13 protein-coding genes are annotated in these 16,826 nt (G+C 64.3%); 5 read left to right on the forward strand and 8 right to left on the reverse strand.

Going from position 1 to position 16,826, the window contains the following annotated elements:
* Positions 1 to 10: 10 nt before the first annotated feature.
* Positions 11 to 931: an ABC transporter permease gene (locus ACZ52D_RS11320; protein WP_464441375.1), complete on the forward strand. Its 921-nt coding sequence runs from the start codon at positions 11 to 13 to the stop codon at positions 929 to 931.
* Positions 928 to 2,217, forward strand: a complete 1,290-nt coding sequence (locus ACZ52D_RS11325) for an ABC transporter permease (protein WP_369926864.1) — start codon at positions 928 to 930, stop codon at positions 2,215 to 2,217. Before ACZ52D_RS11320 ends, ACZ52D_RS11325 begins: the two co-directional genes overlap by 4 nt.
* Positions 2,218 to 2,284: 67 nt before the next feature.
* Here ACZ52D_RS11325 and ACZ52D_RS11330 read toward each other — a convergent pair whose 3' ends face one another.
* From ACZ52D_RS11330 to lpdA, 7 genes are all read right to left on the reverse strand, one after another.
* Positions 2,285 to 3,289, reverse strand: a complete 1,005-nt coding sequence (locus tag ACZ52D_RS11330; protein WP_417472752.1) for a helix-turn-helix domain-containing protein — start codon at positions 3,287 to 3,289, stop codon at positions 2,285 to 2,287.
* A 95-nt stretch (positions 3,290 to 3,384) separates the two neighbouring features.
* Positions 3,385 to 6,234, reverse strand: coding sequence for an aminomethyl-transferring glycine dehydrogenase (gcvP, locus tag ACZ52D_RS11335; protein ID WP_464441376.1), 2,850 nt, complete (start codon positions 6,232 to 6,234; stop codon positions 3,385 to 3,387).
* A gap of 116 nt (positions 6,235 to 6,350) precedes the next feature.
* Positions 6,351 to 6,716, reverse strand: coding sequence for a glycine cleavage system protein GcvH (gene gcvH, locus ACZ52D_RS11340; protein ID WP_417472750.1), 366 nt, complete (start codon positions 6,714 to 6,716; stop codon positions 6,351 to 6,353).
* A 22-nt stretch (positions 6,717 to 6,738) separates the two neighbouring features.
* Positions 6,739 to 7,836 (reverse strand): glycine cleavage system aminomethyltransferase GcvT, encoded by a 1,098-nt coding sequence (gene gcvT / locus ACZ52D_RS11345; RefSeq protein ID WP_222455005.1) that lies wholly within the window; start codon positions 7,834 to 7,836, stop codon positions 6,739 to 6,741.
* 62 nt (positions 7,837 to 7,898) lie between these two features.
* On the reverse strand, positions 7,899 to 9,269 hold the full coding sequence (locus ACZ52D_RS11350) for an alanine/glycine:cation symporter family protein (protein ID WP_464441377.1): 1,371 nt from the start codon (positions 9,267 to 9,269) through the stop codon (positions 7,899 to 7,901).
* 25 nt (positions 9,270 to 9,294) lie between these two features.
* Entirely contained in the window at positions 9,295 to 10,239 is a 945-nt protein-coding gene (lipA, locus tag ACZ52D_RS11355; protein ID WP_222455007.1) for a lipoyl synthase, read from the reverse strand.
* Between the two features lie 17 nt (positions 10,240 to 10,256).
* Positions 10,257 to 11,639, reverse strand: coding sequence for a dihydrolipoyl dehydrogenase (gene lpdA / locus ACZ52D_RS11360; protein ID WP_464441378.1), 1,383 nt, complete (start codon positions 11,637 to 11,639; stop codon positions 10,257 to 10,259).
* A 175-nt stretch (positions 11,640 to 11,814) separates the two neighbouring features.
* Here lpdA and ACZ52D_RS11365 point away from each other — a divergent pair, with 175 nt between their 5' ends.
* Together ACZ52D_RS11365 and ACZ52D_RS11370 are read left to right on the forward strand one after the other, a co-directional pair.
* A complete protein-coding gene (locus ACZ52D_RS11365) occupies positions 11,815 to 12,429 on the forward strand; it encodes a helix-turn-helix domain-containing protein (protein WP_222455009.1) in 615 nt (204 codons plus the stop codon).
* A 76-nt stretch (positions 12,430 to 12,505) separates the two neighbouring features.
* Positions 12,506 to 13,159 carry a GntR family transcriptional regulator gene (locus tag ACZ52D_RS11370; RefSeq protein WP_464441379.1) on the forward strand — a complete coding sequence of 218 codons (654 nt, stop codon included), beginning with the start codon at positions 12,506 to 12,508 and terminating at the stop codon, positions 13,157 to 13,159.
* Between the two features lie 60 nt (positions 13,160 to 13,219).
* Here ACZ52D_RS11370 and ACZ52D_RS11375 read toward each other — a convergent pair whose 3' ends face one another.
* Positions 13,220 to 15,535, reverse strand: a complete 2,316-nt coding sequence (locus tag ACZ52D_RS11375) for a methyl-accepting chemotaxis protein (RefSeq protein WP_464441380.1) — start codon at positions 15,533 to 15,535, stop codon at positions 13,220 to 13,222.
* Between the two features lie 574 nt (positions 15,536 to 16,109).
* Between ACZ52D_RS11375 and ACZ52D_RS11380 the strand changes: the two genes are divergently transcribed.
* On the forward strand, positions 16,110 to 16,823 hold the full coding sequence (locus ACZ52D_RS11380) for a trypsin-like serine peptidase (protein WP_222455012.1): 714 nt from the start codon (positions 16,110 to 16,112) through the stop codon (positions 16,821 to 16,823).
* Positions 16,824 to 16,826 lie beyond the last annotated feature (3 nt).

The following is a 16,826-nucleotide window of genomic DNA, read 5'->3' on the forward strand; positions in this document are numbered from 1 at the left end:
GGCGCACGCCATGCCAGTCTTCCTGAAGGAATTCTTCAAGCGCAACGGCACCGGCATGGGCAGCCTGATGCTGGCCTTGGTCCTGTTCTGGACCATCGGCCTGATCATCCTGCCGCAGCTGTCGATGCTCGACTTTTCGTTCCGGCCCAACCTGCCGCCGCCGGAGATCGGCGGCCCCAAGGATGTCTACACGCTGGAGAACTACAAATACCTGATCTATGGCCCCGAAGGCGGCAGCCAGGATTACAACGCGGTCGACCTCAAGGTGTTCTTCCGCACGCTGGTGGCGGCGGTCTGCGTCACCATCTTCAACCTGATCCTGTGCTATCCGATCGCCTATTACCTGGCCCAGACCAAGGGCAACCACATCCGCATCTTCGCGCTGATGCTGATCATCCCCTACTGGATCAACGAGATCCTGCGCGCCTTTGCCCTGCGCATCATCTTCGGCGAGACCGGGGTGCTGAACAACGCGCTGGTCGGCCTGGGGATCTTCGATACGCCCTTTGATTTCATCCGCAATGACATCGCGCTCTATGCGGGTCTGGGATATGCCTACATCCTGTTGATGATCTTCCCGATCTACAACGTGATCGAGAGCCTCGATCGTAATCAGATCGAGGCGGCGCGGGACATGGGCGCAAGCTGGCTGAAGATCCACCAGCGGGTGGTCATCCCCTACGCCAAGCCGGGGATCTCCTCGGGCTGTACCATGGTGTTCATGCTGTCGGCGGGCGCGCTGGCGGCGCCGCAGATCCTCGGCGGGCCGTCGTCGCTGTGGTTCACGCAGCTGATCTACCAGCAGTTCAATGACAACTCCGACTGGCCGCAGGGCGCGGCCTATGCGGTGGTGCTGCTGGTGACCTGTATTCTGCTGGTGCTGGCGGTCATGCGGCTGTTCAAGGTGAACATGGGAGACATCGGCAAATGAAGAACCTGTCTTTCACACGGATCAGCATCTGGATCTACCTGGCGGTGTTCTTTGCCTACCTGCTGGGGCCGCTGATCATCATGTCGGCGACCGCCTTCAACTCGCCCTCTTTCCCGCGGATGACCCCTTGGGAATGCCTGACCTTCGAGTGGTTCTCGGCGCTGTTTCAGGACGAACGTATCCTGAACGGCATCTGGAACTCGATCCTGGTGGGCGCGGGCACGGTGGTGCTGTCGGTGGCGATGGGGCTGGCGGGGGCGCTGATGCTGACCCAGATCTGGCCCAAGCTGCGCGCCACCTATTACACCATCATCATCGCGCCGATCCTGATCCCGGGCGTGGTCATCGGCATCTCGACGCTGGTGTTCTGGGACCGGATCAACCGGATGCTGGGGCTGGGCGCCGACAGTTTCCTGTCGAACGGTCTGTTCCTGACGGTGATCGGCCAGTCCACCTTTATCGCCAGCTACTGCATGCTGGTGCTGGTGGCGCGGCTGCAGCGCTATGACGTCGCGCTGACCGAGGCGGCGCTGGACCTGGGCGCGACCCATGCGCAGGCGTTCCGCAAGGTGCTGCTGCCGTTCATGCGGCCCGCGATTGCCTCGGCGGCGGTGCTGGCGTTCCTGGCAAGCTTCGAGAACTACAACACCACCACCTTCACCTTCGGGGAATACCCGACGCTGACCATCGAGCTGGCGCAGAAGGTGCGCTATGGCATCACGCCTGCGATCTCGGCCCTGGCCTTCATCATCGTGGTGCTGACGGTCTTTGCGGCGCTGGCCAACGAGGCCTCGATCCGCCGCAAGGAGCTGGTTGCCATGGCGCGCAAGAAGGCCACGGTGGAGGAACTGGAAAGCGGCAAGCTGCGGCTGCCGGGCTTTCTCAGCTCCAATTCCGCGGCGGTGGCGCTGGTGGTGGTTGCCTGTGCCACGGTGGCAGTGGCCGGCACGGCGGCGGTCTACAGCCCGCAGCAGTGCATTGCAGAGGTGCAGGAGCAGAAGCGGCTGGAGACGGAACAGCGCATCCAGGAGCTGCGCCGCCAGCGCGAGTTGCGTCGTCAGGAACAGCAGCAACAGCAGGGCGAGACCGCCCCGCAGGCGCAGCCCTCCGGCAACAACTCGGGCTTTGGCGGTGTGTTCAACCCCGGCAACCTGTCCGGCGACAGCAGCAGCGGCGAGGACGCCAGCCCGGCAGAGGAGCCGCCCGCGGGCAACAACTCAGGGTTCGGGGGCGTGTTCAATCCTGGCAACCTGTCCGGCGGCGATGGCGGGGGATCGGACAACTGATCCAGATGCCCGGCTCACGGCAAAGGCGGTCCCTCGGGGCCGCCTTTTTTCGGTCATGCGGGAGCGGTCAGGCCAGCGAGCGCTGCGGCTCGCGTTCGGCGTAGTATTGCTTGCGGAAGGCCTGCGGGCTGGTCTTGTACTCGCGCTTGAACCATTCGGTCAGATTGCTGCGCGAGCCGAAGCCGGTGGCGGCGACGATTTCGGTCAGCGGCAGGCTGGTGTGCAGCAGCAGCTGGCGGGCCTTTTCGATGCGCAGCTTGCGGTAGGCCGCCAAGGGGCTGGTCCGGGTCTTTTCCTGAAAGCGTCGTTCCAGCTTGCGGGGGGAGACGCCCGCCTGGCTGGCGATGTCGCGGATCAGCAGCGGTTCTTCGATGTTGCGCTGCATCAGCTCGAGGATCTTGACGATCAGCGCATCGCCACCGGCGGCCTGTCGCAGCTGCAGGGAGACGCGGGAGTGATCGGCGGTCGGTCCCAGCGCGAGGCCGAGGTAGTCGCAGACCGCGTCCGCGATGAAGGCGCCGCGGTCTTCACGCAGGTAGGTGGTCAGCAGGCGCAGGGCGGCAAAGCTGCTGATGGCGGTACTGATCCGGTCTGATACGGTTGTCAGCGTTCCGGCCGGGGCGCAGGGGAGGTCTTCCTCCTTGGCCGCGGCGGCGAAATTGGCGTGCACGGCGGTCTCGTACCGGGTGTTCAGGCCGGTTTCCGGCAACAGGAAGATGGCGCTGCCGGCAAACAGGCAGCGCGGGGTCTGGCGGCAGATCCTTTGCAGGCTGGCCTTCTCGCCGCTGTTCAGGGTCCAGCGGGTGGAAATGCCGCCAAGGAAGATGGCGGTTCGCGGCTTCCAGCCGTCAGGGGCCGAGCGCATCTGGGTGGCAAGATCGCGCACATGGGTGCGATAGGGCGCGCCGGGGAACAGGTCGTTGGCGGCGCGGAAGACCTCGCAAATCATCTGCGCGGCGGCCTGGGATTCCTGGCGCGGCAGAATGATTTCGACATCATGGAAACGGGCAGCGGGGGTTGCCGGGCTGGCGGACTGCGGAACTGGCATGGTCAGCGGTTCGAGACGGGACATCATTCTCTCCTCTGAGCGGGTCATGCGTGGGGACTGTCCCGCCGGAGCGACCGGCGGGACAGGGGAGCCGGGGGGATGCCCCCCGGCCAAAGGCATCAGCCTTCTTCGTAGTCCGACATCGGCGGGCAGGTGCAGACCAGGTGACGGTCGCCATAGGCGTTGTCGACCCGGTTCACGGCCGGCCAGTACTTGTCGACGCCGAGGTTGCCCGGCGGGAAGCAGGCCTGCTCGCGGCTGTAGGGACGGTCCCAGTCGCCCACCAGGTCACGCACCGTGTGCGGCGCGTGTTTCAGCGGGTTGTTCTCGGGATCGATCTTGCCGTCGATGATGTCCTGCGCCTCCGCCCGGATCGACAGCATGGCGTCGCAGAAGCGGTCCAGTTCGTCCTTGGGCTCGGATTCGGTCGGCTCCACCATCAGGGTGCCCGCCACCGGCCAGGACATGGTCGGCGCGTGGAAGCCGGAATCGACCAGGCGCTTGGCCACATCGTCCACGGTCACGCCGCCCTCGTCGTTCAGCGGGCGGGTGTCGAGGATGCATTCGTGCGCCACGCGACCCGTCTCCGAAGTGTAGAGGATCTTGTAGGCATCCTTCAGGCGCGCCGCGATGTAGTTGGCGTTCAGGATCGCCACCTTGGTCGCCTGGGTCAGACCCGCACCACCCATCAGCAGGCAGTAGGCCCAGCTGACCGGCAGGATCGAGGGGGACCCGAAGGGCGCCGCCGAGACCGGACCAACGGCGGTGCCGTATTCCGGGTGACCCGGCAGGTGTTCGGCCAGGTGCGCCTTGACGCCGATCGGACCCATGCCGGGGCCGCCACCGCCGTGCGGAATGCAGAAGGTCTTGTGCAGGTTCAGGTGGCTGACGTCGCCGCCAATGTCACCCGGACGTGCCAGACCCACCATGGCGTTCATGTTGGCGCCGTCGATGTAGACCTGGCCACCATGTTCGTGGGTGATGTCACAGACTTCCTGCACGGTGGTTTCGAACACGCCGTGGGTGGAGGGGTAGGTGATCATGCAAGCGGCGAGATTGTCGCTGTGCTGTTCGGCCTTGGCACGGAAATCGGCGACGTCGATGTTGCCTTTCTCGTCGGCTTTGACCGGGATCACCTTGTAGCCCACCATCTGCGCGGTGGCCGGGTTGGTGCCATGCGCGGAGGTCGGGATCAGGCAGACGTTGCGGTGCCCCTGGCCATTCGCCGCGTGGTAGTTGCGGATGGTCATCAGGCCCGCGTATTCGCCCTGCGCACCGGAGTTCGGCTGCTGGGAGATCGCGTCGTAGCCGGTGATCTGGCAGAGCTTGTCGTTCAGATCGGCGATCATCTGGTGGTAGCCCTGCGCCTGGTCTTCCGGGCAGAAGGGGTGCAGGTTGGAGAACTCCGGCCAGGTGACCGGGATCATCTCGATGGTCGCGTTCAGCTTCATCGTGCAGGAGCCGAGCGGGATCATCGCGCGGTCCAGCGCCAGGTCGCGGTCGGCCAGACGGCGCATGTAGCGGGTCATCTCGGCCTCGGCCCGGTTCTTGTGGAAGATCGGGTGGGTCAGATAGGGGGTCTCGCGCAGCGCGTAATCCGGCAGGCGGTACTGCTTGTTCGAACTGTCGTCCTTCTTGTCGATGCCGAAGGCACCCCAGACCGCTTCGATGGTTTCGGCGCGGGTCTGTTCATCCAGCGAGATGCCGACGCGGGTCTCGCCAACCTTGCGCAGGTTGATGCCGCGGGCAACAGCTGCCTCCATGACGGTTTTCTGCAGCGGGCCGACCTCGACGGTGATGGTGTCGAAGAAGACTTCCGGCTCGACCTTGAAGCCATGCTCTTCCAGTCCGGCGGCAAGGCGCGAGGTCTTGCGGTGCACCGACTGGGCGATCGCCTTGATGCCGTCGGGGCCGTGGTAGACCGCGTACATCGAGGCCATCACGGCCAGCAGCGCCTGTGCGGTACAGACGTTGGAGTTGGCCTTCTCGCGGCGGATGTGCTGCTCGCGGGTCTGCAGCGCCAGGCGATAGGCCTTGTTGCCACGTGCATCGACCGAGACACCGATGATGCGGCCGGGCATGGCGCGCTTCAGCTTGTCGGTGGTTGCCATGTAGGCCGCGTGCGGGCCACCGTAGCCCATCGGCACGCCGAACCGCTGGGTCGAACCGACGGCGATGTCGGCGCCCATTTCGCCGGGCGATTTCAGCAGCGCCAGCGCGAGGATGTCGGCGGCGACAACGGCAATGCCCTTGTGCTCGTGGATGGCTTCGATTTCCTTGGTGAAATCGCGCACGTGGCCGTAGGTGCCGGGATACTGGAAGATCGCGCCAAAGACCGCGCCGGGGTCCAGATCGTCGGGATCGGCGACCACAACGTCGATGCCCAGAGGCTCGGCGCGGGTCTCGATCACCGCGATCGTCTGCGGGTGGCAGTTCTTGTCGACAAAGAAGGCGGCGTTGTTCGCCTTGGAGCGCGATCCGCGGTGCGCCATGGCCATCGCTTCGGCGGCGGCGGTGGCTTCGTCCAGCAAGGATGCGTTGGCGATGTCTAGGCCGGTCAGGTCGCTGACCATGGTCTGGTAGTTCAAGAGCGCCTCAAGACGGCCCTGGGAAATTTCCGGCTGATAGGGGGTGTAGGCGGTGTACCAGGCCGGGTTTTCCAGGATGTTGCGCAGGATCGGCGCCGGGGTGGTGGTGCCGTAGTAGCCCTGACCGATCAGCGAGGTCAGCACCTTGTTCTTGGAGGCGACCTCTTTCATGTGGAACAGCGCATCGCGTTCGGTCATCGCCGGACCCCAGTCCAGCGGCTCTTTCTGGCGGATGGCGGGCGGCACGGTGGCGTCGATCAGCTCATCCAGCGTCTTGAAGCCGATGACCTGCAGCATGTCGGCCATCTCCCGCGGGGAGGGGCCGATGTGACGCCGGTTGGCGAAGTCATAGGCTTCGTAATCGGTAAGTTTGAAGGCCATTTACAGCGCTCCTTTGAAAACGGTCACCTCCGGCCGGGCTTCGGAGTGCCTCCGGCGGGAGTATTTTGGGCAAGGTGAAAGCGCGGGGCCGGTCAGCGCGGCCCCGCAGGCCGGGATCAGCCGATCAGCGCCTTGTAGCCGTCCAGGTCCATCAGCTCTTCCAGCTGGGAGGCGTCGGCGATCTTGATCTTGTAGATCCAGGCGTCGCCCTCGGGGGCTTCGTTCAGCGCGCCGGGGTTGTCGGCCAGGGCTTCGTTGACTTCGACCACTTCGCCGTTCAGCGGCGCGTAGATCTCGGACGCGGCCTTCACGGATTCGATGACGCCGATCTCGTCGCCCTTTTCGAACTCGTCGCCGGCTTCGCGCTGCTCGACGAAGACAACCTCGCCCAGCTGGTCGGCGGCGTGCTGGGTGATGCCCAGGGTTGCCACGTCACCCTCGACGGTGATCCATTCGTGCTCTTCAGAGTAATAGGTGGCCATGTTCGACTCTCCTGATGTGGTCTTAGCGTTTGTAGTTCTGGGTGACGAAGGGCAGCGCAACGATTTCGGCGGGCTGCGCCTTGCCACGGATGATGAGGTTTACCTTGGTGCCAGCCGCGCTGTGCTCGGTCGCGACGTAGCCCATGGCAACCGGACCACCAACCGTGGGGCCAAAGCTGCCCGAGGTGATGGCGCCGATGCTGTCGCCCTCGAGCGTCTGCACCTCGACACCCTGGCGGGCGGGGGCGCGGCCTTCGGGCTTGATGCCGACCAGCTTTTTGGCGGCGCCTTCGGCCAGTTCCTTCTGGATGCGGGCGGCACCGGGGAAGCCGCCTTCTTCCTTGCGGCGTTTCTGCATCGCCCAGCCCAGCGAAGCCTCCACCGGGGAGGTCGACTGGTCGATGTCGTTGCCGTAGAGGCAGAGACCTGCCTCCAGACGCAAGCTGTCACGCGCGCCCAGGCCTGCAGGTTCACAGTCGTCATGGGCCAGGAATAGCTTGGAGATGCGAATGGCGTCGGCTTCGGGGATCGAGATCTCGTAGCCGTCTTCGCCGGTGTAGCCGAGACGCGAGATGCGGCACTCGACGCCGTCGATCTCGGCCACGGTGGTTTCCATGAACTTCAGCTCGCGGGCGGCGGGGCAGAGGCTGCCGACAACCTCCTCGGCGCTGGGGCCCTGGACGGCGACCAGGGCGCGGTCGAAGATCTCGGTCACTTCGACGCCGTCGAGGTTGGCCTGCATGTGCGGGATGTCCTGGTGGCGCAGGGCGGCATTCACCACGACAAAGTAATGGTCACCGGCGTTGGAGACGATCAGGTCGTCCATGATGCCGCCGTCGTCATTGGTGAAGAAACCGTAGCGTGCCTTGCCTTCTTTGAGGGTGGCAAAGGCCTGCGGGCAGAGCGTTTCCAGCTTCTCGCCCACGTTGTCGCCGCGCAGGATCACCTGGCCCATGTGGGAGACGTCAAACAGCGCAGCCTTCTCGCGGCACTGCTTGTGCTCACCCATGATGCCCATGGGGTACTGGACCGGCATCTCCCAGCCGGCGAAGTCGACCATCTTGCCGCCAAGTTCGACGTGCAGGTCATAAAGCGGGGTGCGTTTGGGTGCGTCGGTCATCCTGTGCAGCCTTTGAATTGGTGTAGGTGGGGGGAGGGCGCAGGCCGCGCCCTCCGCGTGTTTTATTCGGCCGCGCGGCCGGCTTCTTCGGAGCGCCCGCCGGTGGCAAAGAACTCTTTCGTCAGCTTGAAGACGATCGGGCTCAGCAGCGCCAGGGCGATCAGGTTCGGGATCGCCATCATCGCGTTCAGCGTATCCGCCAGCAGCCAGATGAAGCCGAGGTCAGCGGTGGCGCCGAAGTAGATCGCGACGATCCACAGGATGCGGTAGGGCATCAGCACCTTGGCGCCCAGCAGGTAGCCGACGCATTTCTCGCCATAGTAGGACCAGCCGAGGATGGTGGTGAAGGCAAAGATCGACAGCGCAATGGCGATCAGGTAGCCGCCGAAGCCCGGCAGCGAGGTCTCAAACGCCAGCGAGGTCAGGGCCGCGCCGCTTTCGCCCGAGGTCCAGGCGCCGGAGGCGATGATCGCCAGACCGGTGATCGAGCAGACGATGATGGTGTCGATGAAGGTACCCAGCATCGCGATCAGGCCCTGGTTGACCGGACCTTTGGTTTCCGCCGCCGCGTGGGCGATCGGGGCCGAGCCGAGGCCCGCCTCGTTCGAGAACACGCCGCGCGCCACACCAAAGCGGATCGCCGCCCAGACCGCCGCACCGGCAAAGCCGCCTTCGGCTGCCGACGGGGTGAAGGCATAGGTAAAGACCATCGCAAAGGCGTCGCCGATGGCATCCGCATTGATGATCAGCACGATCAGGCCCGCAACGATGTAGCTGACGGCCATGAAGGGCACCAGCTTGCCGGCCACCGCGCCGATGCGGGTGATGCCGCCGAGGATCACGGCGCCGGTCAGCACCATCAGCACGATGCCGGTGATCGACGGGTTGAAGCCAAAGTTGGTCTCCAGCACCTGTGCGACGCCATTGGCCTGCACGCCGTTGCCGATGCCAAAGGCGGCAATCGCGCCGAACAAGGCAAAGGCAAAGCCCAGCCAGGCCCATTTCTTGTCGAGACCGTTCTTGATGTAATACATCGGGCCGCCGACGAAGTTTCCGGCCTCGTCACGCTCGCGGAATTTCACCGCGCAGACCGCTTCCGAATATTTGGTGGCCATGCCGACCAGCGCGGTCATCCACATCCAGAACAGGGCACCGGGGCCGCCAAGGAACACGGCGGTGGCCACGCCTGCGATGTTACCGGTGCCGATGGTGGCCGACAGGGCGGTCATCAGCGCGTTGAATGGGCTGATCTGCCCTTCGCCGCTGCCTTCGCGGCCCTTGAACAACAGGCCAAAGCCCATTCCCAGTTTCAGGATCGGCATGAACTTCAGGCCAACCTGAAGGAAAAAGCCGACACCCAGGATCAGAACCAGCATCGCCGGCCCCCATACGATCCCATTTATCCAGCCAACTGCTGTATTTAACGCTTCCATGGGTCTCCTCCCGCTTGCGTTAAAGTTAAATGCCCTGCTTCAAGGCCGTCTGTCGGGCCTGTTTCAGGGCGGCAAAATCTTCATCCGCGTGGAACGATGACCGGGTCAACGGAGTGGCTGATACATGCAGAAACCCCTTGGCTCGGGCGATCTGTTCCAGTTGGGCGAATTCATCGGGTTCCCAGAAACGATCAATTGGATGATGCTTCGGGGTGGGCTGCAAATACTGCCCTACGGTCAGGAAGTCGACCTGCGCCGCGCGCAAATCGTCCATAACCTGTCGCACATCGTCCAGGGTCTCTCCCAAACCCACCATGATGCCCGATTTCGTGAACAATTGCGGGTTGGCGCGCTTGGCGTCATCCAGCAGCCGAAGCGAGGTATAATACCGTGCGCCGGGCCGTACGCGCGGGTAGAGGCGCGGCACGGTTTCGAGGTTGTGGTTGAACACATCCGGGGCTGCGTCGAACACCGCCTGTGCCGCATCGCCCTTGCCCAGGAAATCCGGGGTCAGCACCTCGATCGTGGTCTCGGGGTTCTGGTGGCGGGTGGCACGGATGGTCTGGGCGATATGTTCGGCGCCGCCGTCCTCCAGGTCATCCCGGTCGACGGAGGTGATCACCACGTGGCGCAGGCCCAGCTTCTTGACCGCGGCGGCAACCCGGCCCGGTTCAAACGCATCCAGCGTGTCCGGCTTGCCCGTGGTCACGTTGCAGAAGGAGCAGCCGCGGGTGCAGACCTCGCCCATGATCATCATGGTGGCGTGGCGCTTGGACCAGCATTCGCCGATGTTGGGGCAGGCGGCCTCTTCGCAAACGGTGGCCAGATCGTGTTCGCGCATCAGTTTGCGGGTTTCGTAATACTCCGCGCTTTCGATCTTTTTCTTGCGGATCCACTTGGGCTTGCGCGGGATCGCGCTGTCGGCCTTGTGGGCTTTTTCCGGGTGGCGGGGACGCAGCTGGATGGTCATCTGGCGGGCCTTTCGGATCAGGCGTGGATGGCGCGGCCAAGCGCGTCGAGGCAGGCTTCCTTCACAGCTTCCCCCAAGGCGGGATGGGCATGGCAGGTCTGCGCAACCTCGGCGAGCGTAGCATCTTTGGTCATGGCAAGCACCAGTTCGGCGATCAGGTCGCCCGCGTGGGCCCCGCAGATATGGGCGCCAAGAATGCGGCCGTCGGGGCGGGCCAGCACCTTGACGGCGCCGTCGGTCTCGCCGGTGGCACGGGCGCGGGAATTGGCCATGAAAGCGAATTTGCCGCTGATGTATTCGGTCCCGGCCTCTTTCAGGGCCTCCTCGGTCAACCCGACCGAGGCGACCTCGGGGTCGGTGTAGACCACGCCGGGCACCTTGCCGTAGTCGACATGGGCCGACTGGCCCGCCAGCATTTCGACGCAGGCGACGCCGTCTTCCTCGGCCTTGTGGGCCAGCATCGGGCCGGGCACGCAGTCGCCGATGGCATAGACGCCGGGAACCGAGGTCGAGAAGCGTTCGTCCACCTCGATGAAACCGCGGGCATTGATCGACACACCCAGCTCCTCCAGCCCCAGGCCGCGGGTGACCGGGCGGCGGCCGATGGCAATCAGCACCTTGTCGGCCTCGATCAGCTCTTCCTTGTCCTTGCCGACGCGCTCGACGGTCAGGGTCAGGCCGGTCTCGCCTTTTTCGACGGTCTTGAGGGCACGTCCCAGCTGGAATTTCAGGCCCCGCTTGGCGAGGGCGCGCTGGGACAGTTTGGCGATCTCGCCGTCGATGCCGGGCAGGATGCGGTCGAGGTATTCGACCACGGTGACCTTGGCGCCGAGCCGCGACCAGACCTGGCCCAGTTCCAGCCCGATCACACCGGCGCCGATCACCACCAGATGCTGCGGCACCTCTTCCAGCGCCAGCGCGCCGGTGCTGCTGAGCACGTCTTGTTCGTCGATGTCGACGCCGGGCAGCGGCGTCGGTTCGGAACCGGTCGCGATCAGGATGTTGCTGGCGGTGTAGCTTTGTTCACCCACGCGTACCTGGCCGGGTGCGGGGATGCTGGCCCAGCCTTCGATCAGGTCTACGCCGTTCTTCTTGAACAGGAAACCGATGCCCTTGGTCAGATCCGCAACGGTCTTGTCCTTGCGTGCCATCATCGCGCCGAGGTCGAGGCTGGCGCCTTCGACCGTGATGCCATGGGCGGCCAGACCAGCCAGCGCGGCATATTTCGAGGAGGAGGTGAGCAGTGCCTTGGACGGGATGCAGCCCACGTTCAGGCAGGTGCCGCCAAGGGCGCCGCGGCCTTCGACACAGGCCACCGAGAGGCCCAGTTGCGCCGCCCGGATGGCTGCGACATAACCGCCCGGACCGCCTCCGATCACGATCAGATCATAAGTGCTCATAAGGGGCCTCCTCCTTGTTTCGGTCCAGGACCGGCACGTATGCGGCTGTATACGACGCTGCGTGTTCCCTATAGGAAACTTTTTCCCTGATGCAAACAAAAAGTAACGTCAGGGAAATTTTGACCGCAAAATGCTTCAGGGCTAAGCTGTTTGCGAAACAGGAGAATTTATACCTATGGAACCGATTTCCTTAGATGAAACAGGGCTGGGGCCCGAGGCGGCCGAGGCGCCGGACGGGGAAATCCTGGGGAAAATGATTCGGGATGCCCGCAAGGAAAAGGGTCTGACGCTGGAAGAAGCGGCCAAGGCGGCCGCCATCGGACGCTCGACCCTGTCCAAGATCGAGAACAACCAGACCCGTCCCAGCTTCGAGATCATCCGTCGCCTGATGCAGACATTGGAGCTGGAAACACCACAGCTGTTTGTCCAGTCAGGACAGAGCGGGGTCACGGGGCGGCGCGACTTTACGCCCTCGGGCAGCGGCGAGCACAAGAAGACCTCGACCTACGACCATGAGCTGTTGTGCAGTGATCTGACCAGCAAGCGCATGGTGCCTTACATCAGCACCATTAAGGCGCGGGATGTGACCGAGTTCGACAACTGGGTGCGGCACCAGGGCGAGGAGTTCATGTTCGTGCTGAGCGGTGAAGTCATTCTATATACGGAACACTACCGGCCCCTGCGGATGGGCCCGGGGGATTCCGTCTATTATGACAGCGGCATGGGCCATGGCTGCGTGTCCACCAGCGTCGAGGATGCGCGCGTGCTCTGGGTGTCGCTGGAGGGCTGACGGCAGTGCAAGGCGCTTTTCCGGACGGACCGCATGGCCTAAAGCATTTCCTGTTCCACAAGAAAAAGGAAATGCGATGAAACTGGACCCGGTGGATATTTCCGGCGCATCTTCCGCCGCCGCGGGCGTGTTCGAGGCGTTGCGCCTGGCGATCATCGAGGGGCGCCTGGCCGAGGGCGAACCGCTGCGCCAGGACGAGATCGCGCGCCATTTCAAAACCAGCCGCCTGCCGGTCCGGGAGGCGATCAACCGGCTGGAGGAACACGGCCTGGTCAAGACACAGCGCTTCAAGGGTGCGGTTGTGGCGGGACTGTCGGCAGACGAGGCAGCGGAGATCTTCGATTTTCGCGCCCTGCTGGAGCCGGAAATCATCCGTGATGCGGTGCCGCGGATGGACACGGCGCTGCTGGCGCAGGCGAGGGCGGACTACGCCGCCTTCGATGCCTCCGCCAATCCGAGGGAATGGGGTCTGTTGAACCGGACCTTTCACGACGGTCTCTACAGTGCCAGCAGGCTGGCCTACTTCCGCGAGGCCGCCAGCAGTGCGATGGACCGGATCGACCGCTACATTCGTGCCCAGTTGGTGCTGAGCGATGGCATGCAGCGCGCCCGGTGCGAGCATCTGACCATTCTGGAAGCCTGCGAGGCGGGAGATGCCCAGCAGGCGTCGGAACTGACACGGGCCCATATCCTGGCGGCCAAGAGCTCGTTGCTGGCGCATTTCCCGTAACCAGCCGCGGGCTGGCCGCGCCCCCTTGATCCGGGGGCGCGTTTGCCCGGAAGGGTCAGGTCAGAAGTCCTGCCATTTTCCCGCCCCCGTGGTGCCGGTTGCCAGCGACATGTCATCGTTGGGCTGCTCGTCCTGCCAGGGATCAACCTCGGCGCCGGTGGCAGTCGGCGTCTCGGGCTCCAGGCTGTGCATGGCAAAGGACGCGGGCGTGCCCTGGCCGGAAATGGTGAAATGGGCGACCAGCTCAGCCAGTTTGGTGGCATCGCTGTTGAGCATATGCCCGGCCGCGGTGGCTTGTTCGACCATCGCCGCGTTCTGCTGGGTCACCTGGTCCAGCTGGGTGACGCCGGTGTTGATCTCATGCAGGCCGGTGGATTGCTCCGCCGCACCCTCGGCGATGCCGGAGACCAGCTGCGAGATATGGGACACCTGCGACACGATGCTCTGCAGCGCCTCGCCGGCCTTGCCAACCAGATCCACGCCGCGCTCGACCTGCTTGGAGCTGTCGGAGATCAGCGTCTTGATCTCCATCGCTGCCTCGGACGAACGCTGCGCCAGCGCCCGCACCTCGCTTGCGACCACCGCAAAGCCCTTGCCGGCCTCGCCCGCCCGCGCGGCCTCGACCCCGGCGTTCAGCGCCAGGAGGTTGGTCTGGAAGGCGATGTCGTCGATCACCGAGATGATCTGGCTGATGTGCGCCGAGGATTGCTCGATCTCGGTCATCGCGGCCACGGCGCTTTGGACCACGGCGTCGCTGGTCTCGGCCTCGTCGCGGGCCTGCTGCATCGTCGCCTCGACGCTGCGCGCGCCCTCGGCGGCGGATTTCACGCTCGCGGTCAGCTCGTCCAGCGCGGCGGCGGTCTGCTCAAGGGTGGCGGCCTGGCTTTCGGTGCGGTGCGACAGGTCGTCGGAGGCCTGGCTGATCTCGGCGGCGCCGCTGCGGATGCTGCCGGAGGCCGCGATCACCTGCTGCACGGTGGCGTTCAGGTTGCTGACGGTGCTGTTGAAATTCTGCCGCAGCTGTTCGTATTCCGGCGGGAAGGGGGTGTCGATGGGCTGCGAGAAGTCGCCCTCCGCCAGGCACATCAGGCCGTTGCTGAGGTTGTCGACCACCTGCTGCTGCTGGCGCTGCATCTCGGCGCGCTCCTCCTCGGCGGCGCGGGCCAGTTTCAGGTCGTCCTGCATCGACAGGAGCGTCTTGCCGATCTTACCGATCTCGTCGCGGCGCTGCGCGGCCTCGACCTCGGTGTCGAGATTGCCACCGGCGACCGCTTCCATGTTGTCGCAGATGCGGTTGATCGGCTTGGTGATCGAACGCGCGAACAGCCAGCCCAGAAGCGACACCAGAAGCGCACAGGACAGCGATACCAGCAACATGATCTGGCGCTGCTGAACGGCTGGTGCCAGCAGCTCGCTGTGGTCCATTTCCGCGACAAGGGCCCAGTTGATATCGTTGAAGACGACGGGAGCGGTGACCGCGGCGACAGTACGGCCGTCGGGTTTCTGAACCGCGGGATGGAAGCGGGCGGTTGCTTCCGCCGCTGCCGGTGCGGTGTCGAAATGTGGCTGCTGGGGCAGGGCATCCAGAACCGCATGGCCCCCCTCGAGCCGCGACCGGGTGCGGGCCTTGAGGTCGGTGCCGATCAGGTAGGTGTCGAGGGTTTGCCGCTCGCCGCCGGCATTCGAGGTGATGCGGGTGATTTCCGCGACGGTGATCTGCACGGCGAACACACCGATGAAGCGGCCGGATTCATCTATGATTTGGGTCGCCGCAAAGGCCGCGGGCGCGTTGCCGCTGGGCGCATAGGCGGCGATATCGGAGTAGTAGACCTGCTTGGCGTCGCCCGCGACGGTCTTTTTGAAGACCTCTCCCAGGCCGGAGTCTTGGTAGGGGCCGGAGACCAGGTTGCTGGTGTAATCGTCTTCCTGTGTTGCCGAGAAGACGACGTCGCCATCAGGGCTGATCAGGGCCACGTTGTAAAACCCCATCCGCTCAATGATGCGCTGGAACGGGGGAAGGTTGCGGTTGAAGTGGACGTCATAGGGCGAAGCTGCCGAGGCGAACATCGCCAGGTTGCCAACCGCGGCCTTGTCCGCACCCGCGCGTGTTGACCAGGTGACGGTCAGATCCTTGATCGCCTTGGCCGTGGAGGGCACCGACGCGATGGTCAGCGTCCCGGCCTCGATCCCCTTGAGATAGGAGTGCAGTGCCAGCTCCCGGTCGCGCACCAAGGACATCATGAAGTTTTCTGCATCTGCGACCACGCTGCGTCGGAAATAGGTGGTGCTGACCGCGATCAAGACGACGGTCAGGGTCAGCGCGATGCAGACGATGAGCAGTGGCAGCTTGTGCGCGAGTTTGAGAGATTTGAACATGGATACCTAAACTCCAGCGGATGGGCGCTCCACGGAAGACGGGTCCGTCAGAGCAGAGAACGCAAATTTCCACAGATGAAGTCACAGTTAGGTGAGCGAGACGTTAATCGGCTGTGGATCGCTAGAATTGAGTCCATTTCCCGGTTGCCACCGCGGCGAACGCGGTGCGGTGACCCGGAGCAGTGTTAACCAATGTGGTCCTGCGGCGGTGGAACCCGGGGCGGACCTTCCGTTAAGACTTTCGCAGCCCGAAAGCCTCTGGAATGAGGGCGCCGCGGGCAAGGCCGACGAATCGCAGGCCGGTTTTGGGCGAGAATCGCCGACACCTGCCCCGCACGGGCGCTGATTTTCTGGCGTCTTTTTAGGGATTTGCCAAAAGTGGAAAAGTTTTTTCCGGTTTTTCTGGCAAATCGACGACTTTTTTTGCCATGGTTAAGCATCAATGAAAGCAGCGTTAGGGGATTGTTAACGCTGCCGCATTGGCGGCGTGTTTTTGCCACTGGGTCGCAGGTTTCTGTCTCATTTCGGCCTTGTGCGTGAATGACGATGCCGGGGTGGGAAGCTGGAGTGGAACATGAAGCTTTTATTTGCTGCTATTGCTGCGTGCCTGACGCTGGTGCTGCCAGTCGGCGTTTTGGCACAGAACGCGCAGCCCGATTTTCGAATGGTTGACGGCTGGGAAGCGGTGGGGCGGCTGAATATTGCCAACCGCAGCATGTGCACCGGGGCGCTGGTTGCTCCCGATCTGGTGCTGACGGCGGCCCATTGCCTGTATGATCCGCAGAGCGGCGCGGCGGTGGATCCCACCTCGATCCGTTTCGAGGCCGGGCTGGCCGGGCGCGAGGCGATCGCGCTGCGCCGGGTCGTGAAAGCCGTGAAACACCCGCAATACCGGTATCGACCCGACGGTGCGCACCAGATCGGGAGCGACCTTGCGGTGCTGAAGCTGGAACGCCCGATCAGCAGCCGCCGGATCCAGCCGCTGACCGTCTCGGCCGGAGCCGAGCGGGGGGATGTGCTGGGGGTCCTGTCCTACACTGCCCGGCAGGCGACACGACAGAACCTGCAGAACTATTGCAATGTTCTGGCCCGGCAGAGCCGCACCCTGGTGATGTCCTGCCTGGTCGAGTTCGGGGCTTCGGGGTCGCCCGTGCTGGCGATGCGGCCGGGGCAGCCACCGAGACTGGTTTCGGTCATCTCCGCCAAGGCCGAGATGGGGCGGCGCAAGGTGTCGATCGGCACCGCCTTTGACACCACGCTGCGGGATCTGATGCGCCGGGCGGGCTGAGCC

This window comes from Leisingera sp. S2M4, assembly GCF_055398055.1.